This window comes from Streptomyces pratensis (assembly GCF_016804005.1).
Taxonomy (GTDB): Bacteria; Actinomycetota; Actinomycetes; order Streptomycetales; family Streptomycetaceae; genus Streptomyces; species Streptomyces pratensis_A.
Genome location: NZ_CP051486.1, coordinates 7,259,213 through 7,281,508 on the forward strand (window position 1 = coordinate 7,259,213; position 22,296 = coordinate 7,281,508).

22 protein-coding genes are annotated in these 22,296 nt (G+C 69.5%); 13 read left to right on the forward strand and 9 right to left on the reverse strand.

Annotated elements, in window-relative coordinates; genetic code table 11:
• Nucleotides 1-8: 8 nt before the first annotated feature.
• A complete protein-coding gene (locus HED23_RS30445; protein WP_203186543.1) occupies nt 9-665 on the reverse strand; it encodes an RDD family protein in 657 nt (218 codons plus the stop codon).
• Nucleotides 666-753: 88 nt separating this feature from the next.
• Nucleotides 754-2,334 (reverse strand): RDD family protein, encoded by a 1,581-nt coding sequence (locus HED23_RS30450; RefSeq protein WP_203186544.1) that lies wholly within the window; start codon nt 2,332-2,334, stop codon nt 754-756.
• A gap of 217 nt (nt 2,335-2,551) precedes the next feature.
• Between HED23_RS30450 and HED23_RS30455 the strand changes: the two genes are divergently transcribed.
• Complete coding sequence (locus HED23_RS30455; RefSeq protein ID WP_203186545.1) at nt 2,552-3,028, forward strand: SsgA family sporulation/cell division regulator; 477 nt, start codon at nt 2,552-2,554, stop codon at nt 3,026-3,028.
• Nucleotides 3,029-3,045: 17 nt separating this feature from the next.
• Here HED23_RS30455 and HED23_RS30460 read toward each other — a convergent pair whose 3' ends face one another.
• Entirely contained in the window at nt 3,046-4,413 is a 1,368-nt protein-coding gene (locus HED23_RS30460; RefSeq protein ID WP_203186546.1) for an FAD-binding oxidoreductase, read from the reverse strand.
• A 97-nt stretch (nt 4,414-4,510) separates the two neighbouring features.
• On the opposite strand from HED23_RS30460, the gene HED23_RS30465 reads away from it, so the two are divergent.
• Nucleotides 4,511-6,184: a tetratricopeptide repeat protein gene (locus HED23_RS30465; RefSeq protein ID WP_203186547.1), complete on the forward strand. Its 1,674-nt coding sequence runs from the start codon at nt 4,511-4,513 to the stop codon at nt 6,182-6,184.
• Nucleotides 6,185-6,240: 56 nt separating this feature from the next.
• Here HED23_RS30465 and hppD read toward each other — a convergent pair whose 3' ends face one another.
• Nucleotides 6,241-7,386 (reverse strand): 4-hydroxyphenylpyruvate dioxygenase, encoded by a 1,146-nt coding sequence (hppD, locus tag HED23_RS30470; RefSeq protein ID WP_203186548.1) that lies wholly within the window; start codon nt 7,384-7,386, stop codon nt 6,241-6,243.
• 122 nt (nt 7,387-7,508) lie between these two features.
• Between hppD and HED23_RS30475 the strand changes: the two genes are divergently transcribed.
• From HED23_RS30475 to HED23_RS30510, 8 genes are all read left to right on the forward strand, one after another.
• Nucleotides 7,509-7,982, forward strand: coding sequence for an Lrp/AsnC family transcriptional regulator (locus tag HED23_RS30475; RefSeq protein WP_203186549.1), 474 nt, complete (start codon nt 7,509-7,511; stop codon nt 7,980-7,982).
• A 16-nt stretch (nt 7,983-7,998) separates the two neighbouring features.
• Nucleotides 7,999-8,646, forward strand: a complete 648-nt coding sequence (locus tag HED23_RS30480; RefSeq protein ID WP_203186550.1) for an ABC transporter permease — start codon at nt 7,999-8,001, stop codon at nt 8,644-8,646.
• Nucleotides 8,639-9,907, forward strand: coding sequence for an ABC transporter ATP-binding protein (locus HED23_RS30485; RefSeq protein WP_203186551.1), 1,269 nt, complete (start codon nt 8,639-8,641; stop codon nt 9,905-9,907). Before HED23_RS30480 ends, HED23_RS30485 begins: the two co-directional genes overlap by 8 nt.
• Entirely contained in the window at nt 9,904-10,758 is an 855-nt protein-coding gene (locus HED23_RS30490; protein ID WP_203186552.1) for an ABC transporter permease, read from the forward strand. The genes HED23_RS30485 and HED23_RS30490 overlap by 4 nt, the downstream gene beginning before the upstream one ends.
• Nucleotides 10,755-11,726 carry a glycine betaine ABC transporter substrate-binding protein gene (locus HED23_RS30495; RefSeq protein ID WP_203186553.1) on the forward strand — a complete coding sequence of 324 codons (972 nt, stop codon included), beginning with the start codon at nt 10,755-10,757 and terminating at the stop codon, nt 11,724-11,726. Before HED23_RS30490 ends, HED23_RS30495 begins: the two co-directional genes overlap by 4 nt.
• A 76-nt stretch (nt 11,727-11,802) precedes the next feature.
• Complete coding sequence (locus tag HED23_RS30500) at nt 11,803-12,420, forward strand: ArsR/SmtB family transcription factor (protein WP_203186554.1); 618 nt, start codon at nt 11,803-11,805, stop codon at nt 12,418-12,420.
• A gap of 13 nt (nt 12,421-12,433) precedes the next feature.
• A complete protein-coding gene (locus HED23_RS30505) occupies nt 12,434-12,616 on the forward strand; it encodes a hypothetical protein (protein ID WP_203186555.1) in 183 nt (60 codons plus the stop codon).
• 2 nt (nt 12,617-12,618) lie between these two features.
• On the forward strand, nt 12,619-13,938 hold the full coding sequence (locus tag HED23_RS30510; RefSeq protein ID WP_203186556.1) for an MFS transporter: 1,320 nt from the start codon (nt 12,619-12,621) through the stop codon (nt 13,936-13,938).
• Here HED23_RS30510 and HED23_RS30515 read toward each other — a convergent pair.
• Together HED23_RS30515 and HED23_RS30520 are read right to left on the reverse strand one after the other, a co-directional pair.
• Nucleotides 13,868-14,656 carry a S16 family serine protease gene (locus tag HED23_RS30515; protein ID WP_203186557.1) on the reverse strand — a complete coding sequence of 263 codons (789 nt, stop codon included), beginning with the start codon at nt 14,654-14,656 and terminating at the stop codon, nt 13,868-13,870. The two genes, HED23_RS30510 and HED23_RS30515, sit on opposite strands and share 71 nt — an antisense overlap.
• A 155-nt stretch (nt 14,657-14,811) precedes the next feature.
• On the reverse strand, nt 14,812-15,453 hold the full coding sequence (locus HED23_RS30520) for an IclR family transcriptional regulator (RefSeq protein WP_203186558.1): 642 nt from the start codon (nt 15,451-15,453) through the stop codon (nt 14,812-14,814).
• 681 nt (nt 15,454-16,134) lie between these two features.
• Here HED23_RS30520 and HED23_RS30525 point away from each other — a divergent pair.
• From HED23_RS30525 to HED23_RS30535, 3 genes are read left to right on the forward strand one after another with little or no spacing between them, the layout of a single operon-like run.
• Complete coding sequence (locus tag HED23_RS30525) at nt 16,135-16,584, forward strand: hypothetical protein (protein WP_203186559.1); 450 nt, start codon at nt 16,135-16,137, stop codon at nt 16,582-16,584.
• Nucleotides 16,584-18,878, forward strand: coding sequence for a hypothetical protein (locus HED23_RS30530; protein WP_203186560.1), 2,295 nt, complete (start codon nt 16,584-16,586; stop codon nt 18,876-18,878). The genes HED23_RS30525 and HED23_RS30530 overlap by 1 nt, the downstream gene beginning before the upstream one ends.
• 41 nt (nt 18,879-18,919) lie before the next feature.
• A complete protein-coding gene (locus tag HED23_RS30535) occupies nt 18,920-19,585 on the forward strand; it encodes a hypothetical protein (RefSeq protein ID WP_203186561.1) in 666 nt (221 codons plus the stop codon).
• A 63-nt stretch (nt 19,586-19,648) separates the two neighbouring features.
• Here HED23_RS30535 and HED23_RS30540 read toward each other — a convergent pair whose 3' ends face one another.
• The 3 genes from HED23_RS30540 to HED23_RS30550 form a co-directional block, all read right to left on the reverse strand.
• Nucleotides 19,649-21,430 (reverse strand): DEAD/DEAH box helicase, encoded by a 1,782-nt coding sequence (locus tag HED23_RS30540; RefSeq protein ID WP_203186562.1) that lies wholly within the window; start codon nt 21,428-21,430, stop codon nt 19,649-19,651.
• Between the two features lie 151 nt (nt 21,431-21,581).
• Nucleotides 21,582-21,971 (reverse strand): type II toxin-antitoxin system death-on-curing family toxin, encoded by a 390-nt coding sequence (locus HED23_RS30545; protein WP_203186563.1) that lies wholly within the window; start codon nt 21,969-21,971, stop codon nt 21,582-21,584.
• Nucleotides 21,968-22,168 carry a ribbon-helix-helix protein, CopG family gene (locus HED23_RS30550; protein WP_129263580.1) on the reverse strand — a complete coding sequence of 67 codons (201 nt, stop codon included), beginning with the start codon at nt 22,166-22,168 and terminating at the stop codon, nt 21,968-21,970. The genes HED23_RS30545 and HED23_RS30550 overlap by 4 nt, the downstream gene beginning before the upstream one ends.
• Between the last annotated feature and the right edge of the window lie 128 nt (nt 22,169-22,296).

Here is a 22,296-nt window from a genome sequence, read left to right on the forward strand (position 1 = left end):
CGGTCGGCTCAGGGGACGGTGACCACGACGGTCTTGCCCGCCTTGTCCTGCAGACCCTGCCGGTAGGGCTTGTCCGTGAACATCAGCACGATGTTGATGAGCCACCACAGGCACGGGCAGCACAGCAGCGCCGGGAGCCAGAGCACGACGGCCCTCATCAGCGAGGAGCTCGTGTCGGGGACCGAGCCGTCGTTGAGCATCGCCACGCGCATCTTCAGCAGCCGCTTGCCCAGCGTCCGCCCGTCCTTGTGGGTGAAGTACGTGTCGTAGGCGACGTACACCACCAGGCCGATCAGCGACCAGACCAGCTGGTGCCCGGTGTAGGCGTTGCCCACCGCGTTGCCGAAGTCGTCGTTGCCGCCGTCGTCCGAGACGTCGACCGCCCCGCCGAAGGGCAGCGAGATCAGGTACAGCGGGATCGAGATGATGAGGAAGTCGATCAGCCGCGCCAGGATCCGCTTGCCCGGTTCGGCGAGCGGCGGCATGCCCGCCAGCGGATCCGCGCCACCGTAGGGACCCCCGCCACCGTACGGGTCGTTCGGCGGCGGGGGCGGAGGCGGCCCGCTGTCGTGGGGCGGACCGCCCGAAGGAGGCGGCGGCCCCTGCGGCGGCCGCTTCGAGAACGGGTCGTCGTCGGGCGGCGGAGGCGGCGGAACGTTACTCATGGGTGCAGTGCACCCCGGCCCACGAGGCCCCGCAACGGCTGAGGTCCCTTCGGGGGACGGGGCGTCAGCACACGGGCGTACGGGGCCTCTACCGGCCTGCGACGAAGGTGCGTGCCGCCTTGTCGTGCCAGCACTGGCGCCACGGGCGGTCGATCAGGCACCAGAGCACGTTGAACACGCCGACGACGATCAGGCCCAGCACCCCGTACACCAGCCAGCGGCGCAGTGCGGCGCCCAGGGCCGGCGCGTCGTGCGACTCGATGTCCCGCACCTCGATACCGCACAGCTTCTTGCCCAGCGTGCGGCCCCACTTGGCGGTGGGCACGGCCTCCAGGAGGAAGCCGAGGACCAGGAAGGCGGCGAGCACCCCGCCGAACAGGCCGGCGGTGGTGGAGTCCAGGAGCCAGACGGTGACCGTCTCACCGGACATCTTCGCCGCTTCGATCTTCCGGTCGATGTGGTCCAGCGCCTGCGTGACCAGCGGGAAGCCGACCGCTCCGACGACCACGCCGAGAACGACCGTGTCGAGGAGCCGGGCCGCCAGCCGCTTGCCGAGCGCCGCGGGCCTGGCGGAGGCCTGGGACCGGGCGAGGTGCTGGAACGGGTCCTCCACCGGCGGCTTCCAGGGCACGACGGGCTGCTGCTGCTCCGGCCTGACGCCCTGCTGCTGCGCGGCCATGGGGCTGTGCTGCTGCGGGCGGGCCGTCCGCTCGGGCTGGGCGAGCTGGTGGGCCTGCTGCGGCCAGGACGCGGACCCACCGCCGGGCCCCTGCGTCAGAGGTGAGTTCAGCCCCGGCGCCTGCGCCTGCGGTGTGTTCAGCCCCGGCGCCTGCGCCTGCGCCTGCGGCGGGGTCGGCGAGGGTGCGGGGGCGACGGGCTGTGGTACGCCGCCGGGCGGCACGGCGCGGATCGCCATCGTCCCGTCGGCGGGGGCCGGCCCCTCCTCACGCGGACGCGGCGGGCGGGCGGTGCCGGGACCCACCGCGCGGATCGTGACCGTTCCGTCGGTCGGCGGGCGGGAGCCGGCACCGCTGCCGGACCGGTCGGCCCGGATGGTGACGGTGCCGTCCGTCACCTGGTCGTTGCCGCCACGCATCCCGGGCAGGGCACCACGCGTCGGGTCGGGTGCGCCGGGCCGCAGGGAACCGGAGGGCCCCTGGGAGCCGGCGGGCGCGCCGTCCGCCGGGGCGGAGGCCTCGGCAGGCGCCGCGGACGGGCCGGGGGCCGTGGACGGCGGCGTACCGGGTTCGAGCGCACGGGCCTCGGGCACGCGCGGATCCGGGCCGCCCCACGAGACCCGGTGGTCGCGTTCACCGCCGAATCCGGTCTGCCGGGAGGTGTCCGCCTGCCAGGCGGACGCCGGCCTGGGACGGCCGGGCGTCACGTCGGCCTCACCGCCGCCGGTCACACCGTCCCCGCCGGACACGTCGACCTCGTCGAGGTACATCGGCCCGGTCTCGTCGACCGGGGCCGGCGGCTGCGGGGCCGCACCGGCCGCCGGGGCAGGCGGTGCCGTGGGAGTGGTCTCACCCTGCGGGGGCGCGGGGCGGCTCGTGCCGGGGACCCACGAAGCCCCGTTCCAGTACCGGACGTATCCGGGAATGGAGGGATCTGGGTAGTACCCCTCGCGGGGGCGTTCGTCACCGGGTGCCGGGGTTGGGGCGCTCATCACCGTGGTCCCGTATCTCTTCGAGGCCTCAATACAAGGGTCCACATCTATCAGACAGCCGAGCACCCCCGTGCCTGTCCTGCCGTTTGGACCACTTTCAGGGTCCGGGGAAGTTTTTCTGGGAAGTCGCGTCATAGACGTCCGGGAGGGCGCTCTCTCCTTCTGCGGACCGGTCGTGGGACCGGACCCTACGAGCATCGGAAGGTCGTGCACCCTCATGCAGAACGCCGTGGAACGCGAGCTGGAAGTGAAGCTGGTCCTGTCGCCCGAACGGTCCGTACCCGTACCCGCCCGCCTCTCCTACTTCACCGACGACCCGTACGCCGTGCACATCACCTTCCACATCGGCTCCGAGTCGCCCGTGCACTGGACGTTCGCCCGCGAACTCCTCGTGGAGGGCGCCTTCCGGCCGTGCGGGCACGGGGACGTGCGGATCTGGCCGACCAAGGTCGAGGACCAGGGCGTCATCTGTGTCGCGCTCACCTCGCCCGACGGCAACGCCCTGCTGGAGGTGCCGTCGGCGGCGGTCACCGCCTGGGTGGAGCGCACCCTGGTGGTGGTGCCTCCGGGGACCGAGAGCACGCTGCTCGGACTGGACGGGGCCCTCGCCGAGCTGCTCACCCCGCTGCCGGCCGACGACCTGTGGATGGGCGACCCCTGGTCCCAGGACGAACCGAAGGACGGCGAGGCCTGAAGCGGCGTGCGCGGGCGTCAGAACAGCTTGCCGGGGTTCAGCAGACCGAGCGGGTCGAACGCGGCCTTGATGCCGCGCTGCAACTCGACGCCCACCTCACCCAGTTCGCGGGCGAGCCACTCCTTCTTCAGCACGCCCACCCCGTGTTCTCCGGTGATGGTGCCGCCCAGTTCGAGGCCCAGCGCCATGATCTCGTCGAAGGATTCGCGGGCCCTGCGGGACTCGTCGGCGTCCGTGTGGTCGAAGCAGACGACGGGGTGGGTGTTGCCGTCTCCCGCGTGGGCGCAGACGCCGATGGTGAGACCGAACCGTTCGGCGACGGCGGCGGTCCCCTCGATCATCTCGCCGAGGCGGGAGCGCGGCACACACACGTCGTCGATCATCGTGGCGGACCTGACGGTCTCCAGCGCGGGGAGGGCCAGACGGCGTGCCTGCAGCAGGAGTGCGGACTCGGCCGCGTCCCCGGCGGGCACGACCTCGGTGGCCCCTGCCTCGGTGCACAGTTCCCCGACCGCGGCGAGGTCGGCCGCGGGGTCGGGCGTGTCGAAGGCGCAGAGCAGCAGTGCCTCGGTCGTCTCGGGGAGGCCCATGGAGGCCATCGCGTTGACGGCACGCACGGTTGTACGGTCCATCAGTTCGAGGAGTGACGGGGTGTGTCCGCGCTCCATGATCCGGCACACGGCGTCGCAGGCGCCCGCCGCCGAGGGGAACTCGGCGGCGAGCACGAGCTGCTGCGGAGGCCGGGGCCGCAGCGCGAGGACGGCCTTGACGACGATGCCGAGGCTGCCTTCCGACCCTACGAAGAGCCGGGTGAGGTCGTATCCGGCGACGCCCTTCGCGGTACGCCGCCCGGTGTTCAGCAGCCGTCCGTCGGCCAGGACCACTTCGAGGCCCAGGACGTACTCGGCGGTGACGCCGTACTTGACGCAGCACAGTCCACCGGACGCGGTGCCGATGTTGCCGCCGATCGTGCACGTCTCCCAGCTCGACGGGTCCGGCGGGTAGTACAGCCCGTGCTCGTCGACGGCGCGCGACAGTACGGCGTTGACGACGCCCGGTTCGACGACCGCGATCCGGTCGACCGGGCTGATCTCCAGGATCCGGTCCATCTTCACCAGGGAGAGCACGATGCAGCCGTCGGAGGCGTTGGCGGCGCCCGACAGCCCGGTCCGCGCGCCCTGGGGGACGACGGGGACCCGGAGGGCGGTGGCGGTCCGCATGACGTGCTGGACCTCCTCGACCGTGCGCGGCAGCACCACGACCGCGGGGTCGCCCGCGTCGCAGAAGCTCGCCATGTCGTGGGCGTACGAGGCGGTGACGTCCGGGTCCGTGATGAGTGCCTCGGCCGGAAGACCCGCGCGCAGTCGTTCGAGGAGAGCGTCCATGATCCAAGCGTGACACCCGGGGCCAATGGTGTGAACCCGTCTGCGTCAGCCTTCGCAGAGCGCGATGTGATCTTCGTACTGACGCAGAGTGATGCCCATGGATGCCATGCCGCAGCAGAACCCGGAGCCACCCCCCTCCACCCTGCCGCCCCAGGGTGCGACGTCCGTCCCACCGCCTCCCGCGCCGATGCGCACCACGCTGCGCAGGGCGGCGTTCGGCGCGATCGCCGGAGCCGTGCTCGTGACCGGTGCGGTGATCGCCGTACCGGACGGGGCCGGGAAGACCGAACCGCCCGCGCCGGGACCCGTGGCGCGGGCCGAGGCCGCCGCGGCGGCGGGCTCCCCGGCGTCCCTCTCCGACCTGACCGCCCTCATCGGCGACCGGCAGAAGTGGGTGGAGACGCACCCCGCGGACGCCCCGTCCTGGGCGGTCCTCGGCACGGCGTACGTGGAATGGGGGCGGCGTTCCGCCGACGCGGCCTACTACACCCGGGCCGAGCAGGCCCTCCAGCGTTCGCTGGCCGCACAGCCGGGTGAGCGGGGGAACGCGGAGGCCTGGGTGGGGCTCGGGGCCCTCGCCAACGCCCGGAACGACTTCCTCGCCGCGAAGAAGTGGGGCGAGACGGTCCGCAAAAGGCAGCCGAAGAGCTGGACCGCGTACCCGGTGCTGATCGACGCCTACAACGGTCTCGGCGAGTACGCGGCGGCCGCCAGGGCCACCGAGAAGTTCGGCACCCTGCGCAAGGGCGCGCCGGCCCTGGCCAGGACGTCCGAGATGTACCGCAACCAGGGCTGGCGCGAGGACGCCCTGGCCACCGCCCAGGAGGCGGCGGACCGCGCGACCACGCCGGCCGAGAAGTCGGCCGCCCTGCACCGGCTCGGGGACCTCGCCGCGGAACGCGGGGAGCCTGCACACGCGCTCGCGCAGTACGACGCGGCCCTGCGCACGGACCGCGGCCATCTCGCCTCCCTCGTGGGCAGGGCGCGCGCCCTGGTGGCCCTGGGCCGCACGGACGAGGCGCTGGCGGACTACCGGACGGCGACGACGAAGCTGCCCCGCCCGGAGTACCTGCTCGAACTGGGTGAGCTGTACGAGTCACTGGATCTGGACGGCGACGCCCGCACCCAGTACACGAAGCTCCGCGACCTCCTCACACAGGCGAGGACGGCCGGGGTCAACGAGGCACTGACCGAGGCCCGCTTCGAGGCGGACCACGGCGACCCGGAGGCGGCGGTGGAGCTGCTGCGCGCCGAATGGAAGGCGCAGCGCCGCAGTTCCGCCGTCGCGGACGCCCTCGGCTGGTCGCTGCACCGGGCGGGCCGGAGCGAGGAGGGCATGCAGTACGCGGAGCAGGCGGTGGGGACGGGCGTAAGGAACGCCTCGTACTCCTACCACCTGGGGGTGATCGAGAGTTCCCTCGGCCAGGACGGCCCGGCCCGCAGCCATCTGGAGCAGGCCCTCCGCACGAACCCGGAGTTCTCACCGCTGGCCGCACCGCTGGCGCGGGAGGCGCTCGACACCCTGGGCGCGCCCGCGGCGGGCGGTCCGGCGCAGATGCAGCCGCCGGAGCCGGAGCCCTCCGTCGAGCCCGAGCCCGAGCCCGCGGAGGAAGCACGGCCGGAACCATCACCGGAGCCGTCACGGGAGGCCAAGAACGAGGAGGACGGGAAGAAGGCCGAGGAGGACGGCGGGGCCGGATCCGGTCCGGAGCCTTCCCGGTCGGCGGCCCCCTCCGGGCAGGAGGGGCCCAGCGCCCCGGCGTCGTCGTAGCGGCGAGCGGACGGGCCCCTCTCCCCGCTGGGAGAGGGGCCCGTCCCGTGCGGTGGCTACAGGTTGCCGCGCTTCTCCTGCTCGCGCTCGATCGCCTCGAACAGGGCCTTGAAGTTGCCCTTGCCGAAGCCCATGGAGCCGTGCCGCTCGATCATCTCGAAGAAGACCGTCGGGCGGTCCTGGACCGGCTTGGTGAAGATCTGCAGCAGGTATCCGTCCTCGTCACGGTCGACGAGGATCTTCAGCTCGCGCAGTGTCTCCACGGGCACGCGGGTCTCGCCCGCCCACTCACCCAGGGTGTCGTAGTAGGAGTCCGGGGTGTCCAGGAACTGCACGCCGGCCGCGCGCATCGCCTTCACCGACGCGACGATGTCGTTCGTGGCGAGCGCGATGTGCTGGACGCCCGCACCGCCGTAGAACTCCAGGTACTCGTCGATCTGCGACTTCTTCTTCGCGATCGCCGGCTCGTTGATGGGGAACTTCACCTTGAGCGTGCCGTCGGCGACGACCTTCGACATCAGGGCGGAGTACTCGGTGGCGATGTCGTCGCCGACGAACTCCTTCATGTTGGTGAAGCCCATGACCTTGTTGTAGAAGGCCACCCACTCGTTCATCCGGCCCAGCTCGACGTTGCCGACGCAGTGGTCGACGGCCTGGAAGGTCCTCTTGGCGGCCGGCTCGACGATCGGGTCCGCGGCGGTGTAGCCGGGGAGGTAGGGCCCGTCGTAGCCGCCGCGCTCGACCAGCGTGTGGCGGGTCTTCCCGTACGTGGCGATGGCGGCCAGCACGACCGTGCCGTGGTCGTCCTTGACCTCGTACGGCTCGGTGATGCCCCGCGCGCCGTGCTCGACGGCGTACGCGTAGGCCGCCCGGGCGTCGGGGACCTCGATGGCGAGGTCGACCACACCGTCGCCGTGTGCGTGCACGTGGTCGGCGAGGAAGGTGCCCCATTCGGTGGACGCCTTGATGACAGAGGTGAGTACGAAGCGTGCGGAGCCGTTGGTCAGGACGTAACTCGCGGTCTCGCGGCTGCCGTTCTCCGGTCCGGAGTAGGCGACGAGCTTCATGCCGAAGGCGGTCGAGTAGTAGTGCGCCGCCTGCTTGGCGTTGCCCACCGCGAAGACGACCGCGTCCATTCCCTTGACCGGGAAGGGATCGGCCTGCCGGGCGGTGTCGGGGGTGGTGTGCACAGTCTCAGTCATGTCCGAAGGTTCCCGCCGCTTCGCAAGGTGCGCAACAGTTCGCCGTTCCACTGGTCAATCCGTACAGCCCGCCGCCAGGATGGGCGGACTGTCTGTACAGGCTGACCACAGAGGGGCGGATCATGGGCATCGACCGACTGGACGGCCGGCTCATCGTGCTGCTGGCCCGCGAGCCCCGTATCGGTGTGCTCGAGGCGTCGCGGCGGCTCGGGGTGGCGCGCGGGACGGTGCAGGCGCGCCTCGACCGGCTTCAGTCCAATGGCGTCATCCGCGGATTCGGCCCGGACGTGGACCCGGCGGCGCTCGGCTATCCCGTCACCGCGTTCGCCACGCTGGAGATCAAGCAGGGGCAAGGAACGGACGTACGGGCCCATTTGAGTGGCGTGCCCGAGGTGCTGGAACTGCACACCACGACCGGGCACGGGGACATGCTCTGCCGGCTCGTCGCCCGCTCGAACGCCGATCTCCAGCGGGTGATCGACCTGGTCGTGGGCTTTGATGGCATCGTCCGGGCCTCCACGGCGATCGTCATGGAAAATCCGGTGGCCCTGCGTATTATCCCGCTGGTTGAGCAGGCTGCACAGGACACCGACTGAGTCGAGGGAGCAGCATGTGAACTTCTGGGAGTATTTGGGCACCAGGCATCAACAGCTGCTCACGGATACCTATCAGCACGCCAGCGCCGTCTTCCAGTGCATGGTCATCGCCACCCTCCTCGGCGTCCTGATCGGTGTCGTCAGTTACCGGAGCGGCTGGGGCGGCTCCCTGGCGATCACGTCCACCTCGGCGATCCTCACCATCCCCTCGCTCGCGGCGATCGGCCTGCTGATCCCGCTCGTCGGCCTCGGGGTCCCGCCCACGGTGATCATCCTGACCCTGTACGGGCTGCTGCCCATCGTCCGCAACTGCATCGTCGGACTGCGAGGGGTCGATCCGTCCCTCGTCGACGCGGCGAAGGGCATCGGGATGTCCCGGACGAGGCGGCTGCTCAAGGTGGAACTGCCGCTCGCGTGGCCGCCCATCCTCACCGGCATCCGTGTCTCCACCCAGATGCTGATGGGCATCGCCGCCATCGCCGCGTACGCCTCGGGCCCCGGTCTCGGCAACGAGATCTTCCGCGGGCTCGCCTCACTCGGAAGCGCCAACGCCATCAACCAGGTCCTCGCCGGCACGATCGGCATCGTCATTCTCGCTCTGCTCTTCGACGCCGCGTACGTACTGCTCGGGCGGCTCACCATCTCCAGGGGGATCCGTGCCTGACACCGCCGCCGGGTCGACGGAGTCGGCCCCGCCCCGCCCCGCCACCTCGGGCGCCACCATCCAGCTGGAGGACCTCAGCAAGTCCTACCCCGGCAGTCCCGCTCCCGCCGTGGACGAGGTGTCCATGGACATCAAGGCCGGGGAGACCGTGATCCTCGTGGGCCCGTCCGGCTGCGGGAAGTCCACCACGCTGAAGATGATCAACCGCCTGATCGAACCGACGTCCGGGCGGATCAGGATCAACGACGAGGACGTCACCGACATGGACCCGGTGAAGCTGCGCCGCAAGATCGGCTACGCCATCCAGTCCTCCGGTCTCTTCCCGCACATGACGGTCGCGGAGAACATCGCCCTGGTCCCGAAGATGACGGGCTGGTCGAAGTCCGGGGTGAAGGACCGGGTCGAGGAGATGCTCGACCTGGTCGGTCTCGACCCGCGGGAGTTCCACGGGCGCTACCCGCGGCAGCTCTCGGGCGGCCAGCAGCAGCGTGTGGGGGTGGCGCGGGCGCTGGCCGCGGACCCGCCGGTGCTGCTGATGGACGAGCCCTTCGGGGCGGTCGACCCGATCACCCGCGATCACCTCCAGGACGAGCTGATCCGGCTCCAGCACGAGCTGCACAAGACGATCGTCTTCGTCACCCACGACTTCGACGAGGCGATCAAGCTGGGCGACCGGATCGCGGTGCTGCGGGAGCGGTCGCACATCGCGCAGTTCGACACCCCGGAGGCCATCCTCACCAACCCGACGGACGACTTCGTCTCCGGCTTCGTGGGGGCGGGTGCGGCCCTGAAGCGGCTCAACCTCACCCGTGTTCGGGACGTGGGGATCGCCGACTTCCCGACGGTGACCGTCGAGGACCCGCTCCAGTCGATCTTCAACAAGCTGCGGGACGGGCGGCACAACGAGCTCCTGATGCTGGACCGCCGGAACCGCCCGTACAAGTGGCTCCGGCGCGGGGACCTGATGCGGGCCAAGGGCTCGCTGGCCAGGGCCGGCCAGCTGGTGCACGACACCGTGACGCGGGACGCGACGCTGCACGACGCGCTGGAGGCGGTCCTGACCGACAGCGGCGGGCGGGTCGCCGTGACCGGGCGCCGCGGTGAGTTCATCGGTGTCGTCGACATGCACACCCTGATGAATTCCGTACAGGAACTCCTGGAGGCCGACCGGCTCGCCGCGATGGAGCACGAACACGATCTGGAGCATCTGCGTGCCCATCGGACGGAGCACGAGCTGGAGGGTGGTGGCAGCGGGCTATGACCCCCAGTCATCAGGCGCCCCCCAAGGGGGAACGGCCGCCCGGAGAGCACGACGTGGGAGGCCACGCCTTCCGTGACGAGGAGGCGGAGCCCTCTCCGCCGCCGTCCGCTCCGCGGCGCCGCATCACCTGGAAGAAGCTCGTGCTGGTGCCGGCCGTCTGCGCGGTCGTCCTGGTCGCGACCTATCTGTGGATCACCAACGTCGACCTCGACTCCGTCGCGGAGAACTCGCTGGCCGGCGACACCGTGCAGTTGCGCTGGTGGCAGCACGTCAGGCTGACGGCGATCTCCACCTTCTGGGTGCTGATCATCGCCATCCCGCTCGGCATCGCGCTGACCCGGCGCGGACTGAAGAAGGCGGCCCCCGGGGTCACGGCACTCGCCAACATCGGTCAGGCGACGCCCGCGATCGGCCTGCTGGCCCTGCTGGTGATCTGGCTGGGGATCGGCCCGTCGACCGCGATCATCGGAATGGTGATCTACGCGGTCCTGCCGGTCCTCTCCAACACGGTGGCGGGACTGAACTCGATCGAGCCGACGCTCGTGGAGGCGTCCCGGGGCATCGGCATGTCGGCGATGGGCACGCTCAGGAGGGTCGAACTGCCGCTCGCCGTTCCGCTGATCCTGGCGGGCGTGCGGACGGCACTGGTGCTCAACGTGGGCACGGCGACCCTCGCCACCTTCGGCGGAGGCGGCGGACTCGGCGACCTGATCACCTCGGGGATCCAGACGCAGCGCATGCCCGTGCTGGTGCTCGGATCCGTCCTGACTGTGGTTCTGGCGCTGCTCGTGGACTGGCTGGCCTCGCTGGTCGAACTGTGGCTGACGCCGCGCGGACTGGAGGAAGCGTGAGGGTACGTACGGGCCTGGCATCGGCGGCCGCGCTCGCCCTCCTGCTCACGGGGTGCGGGCTGAAGAGCGGATCGCCGCTGGTGGACGAGGTGGAACCGGGATCGGTCGGCAAGGGGAAGCCGCTCAAGGGCGCGTCCCTGACGGTCACCTCGAAGAACTTCAGCGAGAACATCATCCTCGGGCAGATCATGGGCCTGCTCTTCAAGGCGGCCGGCGCCGAGGTCCTCGACCGGACGAACCTGCCGGGGTCGATCAGCGCCCGTGAGGCGGTCGTCAAGGGCGAGGCCGACGCCCTGTACGACTACACGGGCACGGCGTGGATCACCTATCTGGGCCACGCGGAGCCGGTCGTGGACCCGCAGAAGCAGTACGAGGTGGTACGCGACGAGGACAAGGGCAACGGGGTGACCTGGCTCCCGCCGTCCACTCTCGACAACACGTACGCCCTGGCCATCAGCAAGAAGAACAACGCCAAGTACAAGCTGAAGACGCTCTCGGACGTGGCCGCGCTCGCGAAGAAGGACCCGAAGGCCGTGACGGTCTGCGTGGAGAACGAGTTCGCGTCACGCGACGACGGGCTGCCGGGCATGCAGAAGAAGTACGGGATGAAGCTGCCGGCCTCGAACATCCAGAAGATGGACGCGGGGATCATCTACACGCAGGTGTCGGAGTCCGACTCGTGCCTGCTCGGCGAGGTGTACACCACCGACGGGCGCATCAAGGCGATGAACCTGGACGTCATGGAGGACGACAAGCAGTTCTTCCCCAACTACAACGCCGCTCCCGCCATCCACACGGCGACCCTGGACAAGTACCCGGAGATCGCCGAACTGCTGGCCCCGGTCACCGAGAAGCTGACGACGCCGCTCGCCCAGGAGCTGAACTCCAAGGTGGACGTGGACGGGCAGGACCCGCACGAGGTGGCGAAGGACTGGCTGGTGGAGGAGGGGTTCATCAAGGAGGGCTGAGCAGAACCCGGAGTTCCAAAGGATTCGTTGCAAAAAACGTGTTGCAAAGCAGTCTTTGCAACTCTATGGTCGTCCCATGCCACCGAACGAGCCCGAAGACAGGCCGGCGTCGTACGCCGACGACCCCAGGATCCACCACGTCGACACCCGCACCCTGCGCGGACTCGCCCACCCTCTGCGCATCCGGCTGCTGAACGCCCTGCGGGAGTTCGGCCCCGCCACCGCCTCCGGACTCGCCGACCGGCTCGGCGAGTCCAGCGGCGCCACGAGCTACCACCTGCGCCAGCTCGCGGCGTACGGCTTCGTCGAGGACGACCCGGAGCGCGGCAAGGGGCGCGAGCGGTGGTGGAAGGCCGTCCACACGGGCACGGTCTTCGGACACACCGAGAACTTCCTGCAACACCCGGACCCCGAGGTGCGCGGGGCCATCGGAGTCGTACTCCACGAGGTGGCGACCACCCACGCCCAGGAGCTGAACACCTGGCTCGGGACGCTGCACGAATGGCCTGAGGAGTGGCGTCAGGCCTTCGACCTCAGCGACTTCAAGCTGCGCCTCACCCCCGAACTCTCCCTTGAGCTCGCGGAGAAGATGCAGGAGCTGGTGAACAGCTACCGGGGCCGAGTCCCCGAGGGCACCGAGGGGTCGGCCGTCGTCCGCACCCACGTGCACGTGTTCCCGCGCCCCACCGACTGAGGGGATCACCATCATGCACAGCGACATCCATCACCTGCTCCACACCTACCGCTCCGCCGAACTCCACCGCGAAGCAGCGGAGTTCTCCCCCGTGCGCCCCGGCCTGCGTCACCGGATGGGCTGGACGATGGTCGAGCTGGGCCTGCGCCTGGCTCAGGCAGGGCCGGCCCCGGCACGCGCCGCGCGAACGGTCTGACGGTGGGCGGGGGGAGACCGGCGCGGCACCGCACGCCGTTCGCCGCCGTTCTGGCGGCGAACTCGATATCCACGGCCGGCACCTCACTGACCCTGATCGGGGTCCCGTGGTTCGTCCTGGAGACCACGGGGAGCGCCGCCCGGGCCGGCGTCGTCGCCTTCTGCGCGACCCTGCCGATCGTCGTGGCCGCCCTCGTGGGCGGACCCGTCATCGACCGGGTGGGACGGCGCCGGGTCGCCGTCGCCTCCGACACGGTCTGCGGCGCCGCCGTCGCGGCCGTCCCCCTGCTGCACCACGCGGGCGCGCTCGAATTCTGGATGCTCTGCGCGCTGATGGCGCTGAACGGACTGGCCCACACGCCGGGCAACACGGCGCGCTACGTCCTGGTACCCGACCTGGCCGAACACGCGGGAACCACGCTCGCCCGCGCCGCCAGCCTCTTCGACGCGGTGTCGCGTGGGGCGCGCATGGTCGGCGCGGCGCTGGCGGGCGTACTGATCGCCGTCGTCGGCGCCGAGACGGTGCTCCTGCTGGACGCCGCCACGTTCGCGCTGTCCGCACTGCTCGTCGCGGCGGGCGTACGCGGAGTCCGCGCGGCCGAGCCCCGCAAGGCGTCCTCCCCGGTGTCCCTCCGCGCGTACCGCGCCGAACTGAGTGAGGGATACGCCTACTTGCTGGGGAACAGGCTCCTGCTCGCCGTCGTCGTCATGGTGATGTTCATGAACGGCACCGACCAGGGCTGGAACGCCGTCCTGCTGCCCGTGCACGCCGAGGGTGAGCTCGGCGGGGCGACGGACCTGGGGCTGCTCACCGCGCTGTTCGGCGCCGGCGGGCTGACCGGCGCCCTGTTGTACGGGGCGGTGGGGCACCGCTTCTCGCGGCGGGCGGTGTTCACCGTGTGCGTGGTGCTCTGCGGCGCACCGAGATTCGTGGTCGCCGCGCTGACGGGGACGACGGTGCCGCTCGCGGTCACGATGGCGCTGGGCGGCATCGCCGGCGGCATGCTCAATCCGATCCTGACGACCGTCACGTACGAACGCGTCCCCGAGGAACTGCGCAGCAGGGTGTCCGGCGCGCTCACGGCGGGCTGCGAGCTCGCCATGCCGGTGGGCGGCCTGGCGGCCGGCCTGCTGGTCGAGGGCGTGGGCGCGACAGGGGCGCTGCTCGCGATGGGCGGGGTGTACTTCCTGGCGACGCTGAGCCCGCTCGTCTTTCCCGCCTGGCGCGGTATGGAGGTTCCGAAGCCGCAGGTCAGCAGCTCGGGACCTTCCCTCCCTGGTCCAGGGCCCGCAGCGAGGACACCGCGCCCTTCAGCGTCGTGACGGGGATCAGCCGCAGGCCCTCGGGCCGCTCGGCCTTCGCCTGCTTGCATTCGGCCTTCGGCACCAGGAAGACGGTCGCCCCGTCGCGCCGTGCGGCCTGTGTCTTGAGGGAGACCCCGCCGACCGCCCCGACGGCGCCGTCGGCCTCGATCGTCCCCGTACCGGCGACGGTGCGGCCGCCGGTCAGGTCGCCGCCGGATCCGTCGCCGGCCAGCTTGTCGATGATCCCGAGTGAGAAGAACAGGCCCGCACTGGGCCCGCCCACATCGGCGAGGTTCAGGGTGATGTCCACCGAACCGGGCTTCCTGTCCAGGTAGTTCAGAGCCGCGTCGACGGCGACGTCCTGCGACTCCTTCATGTCCTGGAGATTGTGCTGCTCGATCTCCTTCTCGGAGTCGCCCGTCGGATAGACGGAGTCGCGCGGCATGACCGCCCGGTCCGCCCTGAACCAGCTGTCCACCACATCCCCGACCCCGATGTCGGCCGTCGGGGCCGTCGCGATGATCGTCGTCATCCGCAGCTCACCGTCGGTGGTGCGGGTCGGCGTGCCCTTGATCGTGATGACCGGCTTCCCCTTGTCGTCCCCCAGGACATCGGCGGTGCTGCCGGGCTGCGCCACGGTGAACGGCAGCGGCGCGAAGGCGGCCGTACCGAACAGTGCGAGGACGGGCAGCGCGCAGAGGGCGAGAGCGCGGGGGCGAGAGAGACGAATGGCCACCCGCCCAATCTATCCGCCGCACGCCTCCGGCTCCGACCGCCCCGGCGCCACCGGGGCGGTCGGCGCCGGGGGCCCGTACGGGCCGCCCGGCCCGTGGCGTCCGGCCCGGTGGCGACTGGTGCCGGAGGCGGTCGGTGCCCGGGCGCACCCGCCCGCTAGCGCAGTGCGTCGGCGACCTCACGGGCCGCGTCGAGGACCCGCGGGCCGACCCGTTCCGGTACGGCGTCCGCGAGCATCACCACGCCCACGCTGCCTTCCACGCCGGAGACCCCGACCAGAGGCGCCGCAGCCCCGCAGGCACCGGCTTCGAGCTCGCCCTGGGTGAGGGTGTAGCCCGGGTGGCCGACCGTCTTCTGCCGGGCGGTGAGGATCGCCCGGCCCGCGGCGCCCCGGTCCAGGGAGTGACGGAAGCCTGCCCGGTAGGCCACGTGGTAGTCGGTCCAGGTCGGCTCGACGACGGCGACCGCGAGCGCGTCCGACCCGTCGACGAGCGTGAGGTGGGCGGTGGCCCCTATGTCCTCGGCCAGGGAGCGCAGCGCGGGCAGCGCCGCCTCCCTGACAAGCGGGTGCACCTGCCGGCCCAGGCGCAGCACACCCAGGCCCACTCGGGCCCGGCCGCCCAGATCACGCCGGACGAGCGCGTGCTGTTCCAGGGTGGCGAGCAGTCGGTAGACCACGGTGCGGTTGACTCCGAGTTTGTTGGACAACTCGGTGACGGTCAGGCCGTGATCGGTATCGGCGAGCAGTTTGAGGACACGCAGTCCCCGGTCGAGCGTCTGAGAAGTCTCCGCGGTCACGACGCCCTCTCCCTCTTGGTGAGCGGGGCGGTTGTCTCCGAGGTGCCGACGCCGGTCCCGCGGCGACGCACCGAGAGGCCGCCGACTGGCCATGGCACCGGCTGCGCTCCGCGGCCACACTGCCACGGGGCGTTCATGTTTCGGGGAGATTAGCGAGAGGGTCCGCTCAGCGGAAGACCTCGTCCAGAATCCGGTCTCCCCCCGGAACGGCCCCGCATAACCGCCGGTCAGCGCGAAACCGTCCGGAACGCGAACATCTACGCGCGTTCAAGTCGGGTGACTCGACGACGACGCTCCGTGCATGACACGTGAACGATTGTTAACCCACTGTGAATAGTTGCGCCAAAAAACTTTTCATTACGGGCGCTCGCACACCTCCCGCGCGCCCCGCCCGGACGGATGACACGGCCCACACCCCTCCCATCGGAGCCCGGGACGCCCTCCGACATCCAGGCCGCACGTCGGCATCACGCACCGTGACGCGAGTCTGCCGGGCCCCCTCGCGCCGGACCTCACCTCCCGGCGTCACAGATTCTCCACACACCAGCTGCAATGGATCATTTTGATTCATGGTCAACTCTTGAGGCAACCCACGCAAGCAATTGGTAGGTTGATCCGTCGTATACCCATCACAACGGAGCCGTACGGGAATTATCGGTGCTACGGGGAGGGAAACCGTAAATGGCGTGGGACGAATGGGAGCAGCTGAAATCCGAGGCGGCGGAGAAGCACTCTGCGCGGACGCAACTGAACCAGGTGCCGCCGGAGGCAGGTGGAGGCCCACCACCCCAAGGGGATCTGAAAGTCGATCAGCAGGACCTGGCGGCGATCGGCAACAGCGCGTACAAGCTGTACGGCGATCTCGAGAAGGCCGGTGACCACGCCCGCGCATCGACGCAGAAGGCGGCCGGAACCCTGAAGGCGGAGACCTTCGCCCTGGGCGGCGCCCTCGATCACGTGGCTTCACGCTGGATCGACCAGGTCCGCTCCCTGCTGGACGCCTGCGCCCACATCTCGAACCATCTCGACTACACCAAGGGCGCTCACGCCGGCGACGAGGTCTACATCGGCACGGTCATCAGCAACATCGACACCCTCGACAAGGGCTTCGACGAAAGGGCCGGAAGCTGATGGACCTCGACTCCCTCCGTTTCGCGAACTTCTCCGATCTGGACACGGCGATCACCGACTGGGAACAAATGGTCACCAAACTCAAGGTTCTCCAGGGGGACGCGAAGGACGACCTCAAAGCGAAGTCGGACAAAGCGAACTGGGCCGGGGACAATGCCACCGTCACCCGGGCTTTCGTGGACAAGACGGCCGGCGAGTTCGGCGACGCCCACACCCAGGCCGAAACGATCAAGAAAATCATCACCGATACCCGCGGTGAACTGGTCGGTTATCGAAAGCAGCTGAATTCGGCCATCGAGCGTGGCCTGAACAAGAACCTCACCGTGCGTGACACGGGCGAGGGGTCCTTCACCGTCACCATGAACATCCACCCCGACCGCGCGGCGAAAGGCACCTCGGTGCCCGAGCACACCCAGGCGGACGTCGATACGTTCCGGGACGAGATCCAGAACATTCTGAAGAACGCCACGGAGAGCGACACCTCGGCGGCCAAGGTGCTCACGCTCCTGGTGGACCAGGCCAAGCACGGCTTCTCCGATGCCAGTTACGCGGACCGGGACTCCGCGGCCAAGGCCGTGGAGGAGGCGGAGAAGCTCGCCAAGATCCTCAAGAAGGACCCTCACGACGTCACGCTGACAGAGCTCAACACCCTCAACACCACCCTGGCCACCTACAAGAACGACCCGCTCTTCGCCGAGCGGTTCGCCACCCAGGTGGAGCCGAAGAAGGTGCTCGAGTTCTACGCCGGGGTCGCCGACCCTTACCAGGGCATGGGCAGGGACCCGAAGTTCCTCGAACAGGCGAAGCAGCTCCAGAAGAACCTCGGCATCACCCTGGGCACGGCCACGCTCTCCGACAGCGACAAGATGCAGGGCTGGGAAGCGAAGATGGTCGAGCTGGGCCCGGACCGGCTCGGCATCGACGACGCCAACGACCCTACGGGCTTCGGGGTCATGAGCAACCTGATGCGCTTCGGCGACTACGACGACCAGTTCCTCAAATCCTACGGCGACAAGCTCATCGCGTACGACAAGGAACGCAACGTCGAGCACCAGAGCCCCTGGGTCAACAACTGGAACCAGGGCGACCTCAACTTCTGGGACAAGAACGACCGGGGCCGCGATCCGATGACGGGCTTCATGGAAGCCCTGGGCCACAACCCCGACGCCTCTACCCAGTTCTTCGCCCAGCCGGAGGGCTCCGGGGAAACGGTCGACAAGGCCGGCGAGGTCAACGAGCACCTCAAGTACCTGACCCAGGACCGCATCTGGCTCGCGGACCCGACGCTCGACGGCGACGACAAGTTCAACGCGGGCAAGGACGCCCTGGGCCACGCGCTGGAGTCGGCCACCACCGGATACGCGTACGACTCCGACCCGATGACGGGCAAGGACCCCCTGCACCCCGGCAGCGGGGACCACCGCACGGCGGCGACGGCGGGCGTCATGGAACAGGTGGCGTACCTGTACGGGAGCGAGAAGGGCCCCGAGATGCTGCACAAGCAGTCGGAGCTGGCGGACAGCCTGGGCAAGATGGGCGCGGCGTACATCGACGACATCGACTACAGCCTGTCGGGGCTCGGCGACCAAAAGGACACCGACAGCGCGTTTCCGGCCAAGTACGACGGGCGCGCAAACTTCAGCGAGCAGGGCGCCATCAATTTCCTCAGCGTCCTGGGCCAGAACGAGACCTCGCACGGTGTCGTATCGGCGGCCCAGCACCTGTACACGCTGAGTGCACTGGATGCCTATCCCGCCACCAGTGACGAGAACACCAGTTACGCCAAGGACGCCCTGACTACGGGCGGCGAGGCGCGCGGCATCCTGGACCACGCACGCGTGCAGCAGGCCGAGACCGACTTCACCAAGGACTCCGAAGACGCCAATAAGTCGCTTGGCCGTTCCGGAGACTGGATCACGCTGGGTGCCGGAGTGGTGGTCGGAGGTGGTATCGCGGCGATCCCCGTACCCGGCAGTACCGCGGCAGCAGTGGTCATCGCACCAGTGGTGGCGGACGCGGCAGGAGAGGCTCTCAACACCTTTATCGGGCACCAGGTCGACAAAGGTGTCGACGCGGCCGAGGAAGACCCCACGGAGCAGGCGCAGACGACCAGCGCTGAGTTCTACCAAAAGGGCGCAGAGGACCTGGGCAAGGCCTACGACACCTATAGCGAAGCCAATCCGAAGTGGGACAACCCTGACCGCACCGAGTGGGCGCGGGATATCGAAAGCAGCTACATCAACACCGGCTCCAATCAAGACGACTTCCGCGGGCGCGCCCCGTACGAGGACTGACAGATGGAGCGGACCGCCGAGCCCACGGAGACGAAGGACCGATGAGGAACATACTGCGCTGGAGCGTGTGCGGAGCGCTGGTGGCGGCTGCGGTGAGCGGATGCAGCGGCGATGGCGGACAGGAGCCGGAAGGGCTGGCCACGTCTGAGGTGTGCGACGGAACACTGACCGGGCCTGCGGCGAAGGCGCTCGAACGTATCGGCGGCACAGACCGGTTCGAGGAGCTCACCAGCACCAACGACATTGGGGACCCGGTCAAGTTCTCCCTGGGCAGGGCCGCCAAACGCCTTCATACCGAACTCGGCCAGCGGAGCGAATGCAGTCTCTACAAGGCTGACGACGACAGTGGGTACTACATGATCAAGATGCAGTTTGAACCCACGGCCAGCCGCCCGGACCCGGAGAATGCCTCACGTAAGAACAGCGCCAAGGACGACCGGTCGGTCTTCCCGCTCGGCCTTTACGCCTATGTTCCCGAGGACGACGGCGCCTCCCTGTTCTTCTCATGCACCACGAAAGGTCCCGAAGGGAGCACGCCCTACGTGGCGGCCAACATGTTCGTCAACAGGAAACAGGTCGATGCCGTGAGTACGGCCAAAGATCGGATGGTCGTACTCAACGCCGTCTCACGCGCCCTTGCCGAGCAACTGGGCTGCGCCGCACAGGCCAAGCTGCCCGCCGAGGTGCCCGACGCCCTGCCCGGATGACAACGCGGCCCCGGTGCGCGGGCGGATCACGCCGCCCGCGCACCGGGGCCGATCAGGCCGGGCTCACCGCATCCGGGTGGCCCACTCCTGGACCTTCTTGATCCGGTCCTGGATCTGCCCGGCCGTCGCCTCCGCGCTCGGCGGCCCGCCGCACACCCGCCGCAGTTCGGTGTGGATCACGCCGTGCGGCTTGCCGCTCTGGTGCGTGTACGCCGACACCATCGTGTTGAGCTGCTTGCGCAGTTCCAGCAGCTTCTTGTGGGTGACCACCGGCCGGCCCTCGGCCGGCTTCTCCAGCAGGTCCGCCTCCGCCGCGGGCTTCTGCCTGCTGTGAGCGATCTGCCGGGTCTGCCGCTTCTGGAGCAGCAGCTGCACCTGGTCCGGTTCGAGGAGGCCCGGGATACCCAGGTAGTCCTGCTCCTCCTCGCTCCCCGGGTGCGCCTGCATGCCGAATTCGGCGCCGTCGTACAGCACCCGGTCGAAGACCGCGTCGGATTCCAGCGCCTCGAAGGGCAGCTGTTCCTCGGTCTCCTCGTCCTCGAGCTTCTCCGCGTCCGCGAGGAGCTGGTCCTCCTCGGCGAACGGGTTCTCCTCGTCGCTGCCCTTCTTCGGCTTGTCGAGCACGTGGTCGCGCTCGACCTCCATCTCGTTCGCGAAGTCGAGCAGCATCGGGATGGTCGGCACGAAGACGGAGGCGGTCTCGCCGCGACGCCGGGACCGCACGAAACGGCCGACTGCCTGGGCGAAGAAGAGGGGCGTCGAGATGGTCGTGGCGTACACGCCGACCGCGAGACGCGGCACGTCGACGCCCTCGGACACCATCCGGACCGCGACCATCCAGCGCGACTCGTCCTGGCTGAACTTGTCGATGTTCTTGGACGCGGCCTTCTCGTCGGAGAGGACCACAGTCGGCTTCTCCCCGGTGACCGACTTGAGAATCTTGGCGTAGGCGCGCGCCGACTCCTGGTCCGTCGCGATGACGAGCCCGCCGGCGTCCGGAATGCCCTTGCGTACCTCTGTGAGCCGCTTGTCGGCGGCGGACAGCACGTTGGGGATCCAGTCACCGGTGGGCGACAGCGCGGTGCGCCAGGCCTGCCCGATGGCGTCCTTGGTCATCGGCTCACCGAGCCGCGCGGCGATCTCGTCCCCGGCCTTCGTCCGCCAGCGCATGTTGCCGCTGTAGCTGAGGAAGATCACGGGACGGACGACCCCGTCGGCCAGGGCGTTGCCGTAGCCGTAGGTGTAGTCGGCCGAGGAGCGCCTGATGCCGTCGTTGCCCTCCTCGTACGCGACGAAGGGGATCGGGTTGGTGTCCGACCGGAAGGGCGTACCGGTCAGCGCGAGCCTTCGCGTCGCCGGGTCGAACGCCTCCTGGCAGGCCTCGCCCCAGGACTTGGAGTCACCGGCGTGGTGGATCTCGTCGAGGATGACGAGCGTCTTGCGCTGCTCGCAGCGGTTGCGGTGCAGCATGGGGCGCACACCGACACCGGCGTACGTGATCGCGACCCCGTGGTACTCCTTGCTCACGGGTCCCGCGCTGTACTCGGGGTCGAGCTTGATGCCTATGCGGGCGGCGGCCTCCGCCCACTGCTTCTTGAGGTGCTCGGTGGGCGCCACGACGGTGATCTGCTGCACCACGTGGTGGTGCAGCAGCCATGAGGCGAGGGTCAGCGCGAAGGTGGTCTTTCCGGCGCCGGGCGTCGCGACCGCGAGGAAGTCGCGCGGCTGGTCCTGGATGTACTTCTCCATGGCACCCTGCTGCCAGGCGCGCAGCTTCCCGGCCGTCCCCCAGGGGGCGCGGCCGGGAAAGGCGGGTGAGAGGTGGTGGGAGGCGGTAGTAGTCACGGTCTCCGGTTCGGGGCACTCGGGTACGTGGGGCGCTGTCCGTACGGGCCTGAGCCGACCCCTACGCGATACGACAACCGGGCCACCCTACCGGCGGGCGGGGCGGAACCCTCCCTGGACGACGCCGCCCCGGAGGATAGTGCGACAGCCGTCACACCTCGGAGACGGCCAGCTCCCGCAGAACTTGGGCAATGACCTTCACCTCGTCCGTCTCTCCGGTGGCCACCGCGAAGACCAGCCGTTCCGCCGCATCGATGTCCGGGTGCAGATCCACTCCGTTCATCGCCAGGAACGAGACGCAGGACAGCCACGCCGTCCGCTTGTTGCCGTCGAAAAATGGACGGTTGATCGCAAGGGACTGGAGGAGCGCAGCGGCCTTGTCGATCACGTCCGGGTACGCCTCCTCCCCGAACATGGCAGCGGAAGGGCGGTGCGCCGCGGACTCCAGGAGCCCGGCGTCCCGCACGACGACCTGCATGTCGGAGCAGGCATATCCGGCGATGACGAGGATGTCCTCGGAGGAGAGATAGACGCAGGTCACTTGAGCCGGTCCATGAGCTCGCCCCACTTGGCCGCCTGCTCCTTGGCGGTCTTGCGGACGATGGCCTCCTGCGCCGTCCGGGCGAGGTAATCGTCCACAGCCTTGAGCAGTATCGCGTGCATGCTGGTGCCTTCCTGCTCGGCCCGCTGCTTGAGGGCCTCGGTCTGGTCGTCACGGAGGCGCAGGTTCATAGCCATACCGGAACGGTACCAGCGCGTGGGGCCAAAGTAGTACCACGAGCGTCTAGGGCTTGTCCTGTGAATCTCGATGACCGTCTGGTCCGCCCCGACGAAAGCTCGGCCGGGCGGCCAGAGGGGCGATAATT

What these genes read in the sequence shown, in the direction of transcription:
- HED23_RS30505 (WP_203186555.1), top strand. Translation starts at nt 12,434, where the DNA reads ATGCACAGCGACATCCATCACCTGCTCCACACCTACCGCTCCGCCGAA.
- HED23_RS30500 (WP_203186554.1), top strand. Translation starts at nt 11,803, where the DNA reads ATGCCACCGAACGAGCCCGAAGACAGGCCGGCGTCGTACGCCGACGAC.
- HED23_RS30490 (WP_203186552.1), top strand. Translation starts at nt 9,904, where the DNA reads ATGACCCCCAGTCATCAGGCGCCCCCCAAGGGGGAACGGCCGCCCGGA.
- HED23_RS30465 (WP_203186547.1), top strand. Translation starts at nt 4,511, where the DNA reads ATGGATGCCATGCCGCAGCAGAACCCGGAGCCACCCCCCTCCACCCTG.
- HED23_RS30525 (WP_203186559.1), top strand. Translation starts at nt 16,135, where the DNA reads ATGGCGTGGGACGAATGGGAGCAGCTGAAATCCGAGGCGGCGGAGAAG.
- HED23_RS30445 (WP_203186543.1), bottom strand. Translation starts at nt 665, where the DNA reads ATGAGTAACGTTCCGCCGCCTCCGCCGCCCGACGACGACCCGTTCTCG.
- HED23_RS30475 (WP_203186549.1), top strand. Translation starts at nt 7,509, where the DNA reads ATGGGCATCGACCGACTGGACGGCCGGCTCATCGTGCTGCTGGCCCGC.
- HED23_RS30450 (WP_203186544.1), bottom strand. Translation starts at nt 2,334, where the DNA reads ATGAGCGCCCCAACCCCGGCACCCGGTGACGAACGCCCCCGCGAGGGG.
- HED23_RS30530 (WP_203186560.1), top strand. Translation starts at nt 16,584, where the DNA reads ATGGACCTCGACTCCCTCCGTTTCGCGAACTTCTCCGATCTGGACACG.
- HED23_RS30550 (WP_129263580.1), bottom strand. Translation starts at nt 22,168, where the DNA reads ATGGCTATGAACCTGCGCCTCCGTGACGACCAGACCGAGGCCCTCAAG.
- hppD (WP_203186548.1), bottom strand. Translation starts at nt 7,386, where the DNA reads ATGACTGAGACTGTGCACACCACCCCCGACACCGCCCGGCAGGCCGAT.
- HED23_RS30455 (WP_203186545.1), top strand. Translation starts at nt 2,552, where the DNA reads ATGCAGAACGCCGTGGAACGCGAGCTGGAAGTGAAGCTGGTCCTGTCG.
- HED23_RS30460 (WP_203186546.1), bottom strand. Translation starts at nt 4,413, where the DNA reads ATGGACGCTCTCCTCGAACGACTGCGCGCGGGTCTTCCGGCCGAGGCA.
- HED23_RS30535 (WP_203186561.1), top strand. Translation starts at nt 18,920, where the DNA reads ATGAGGAACATACTGCGCTGGAGCGTGTGCGGAGCGCTGGTGGCGGCT.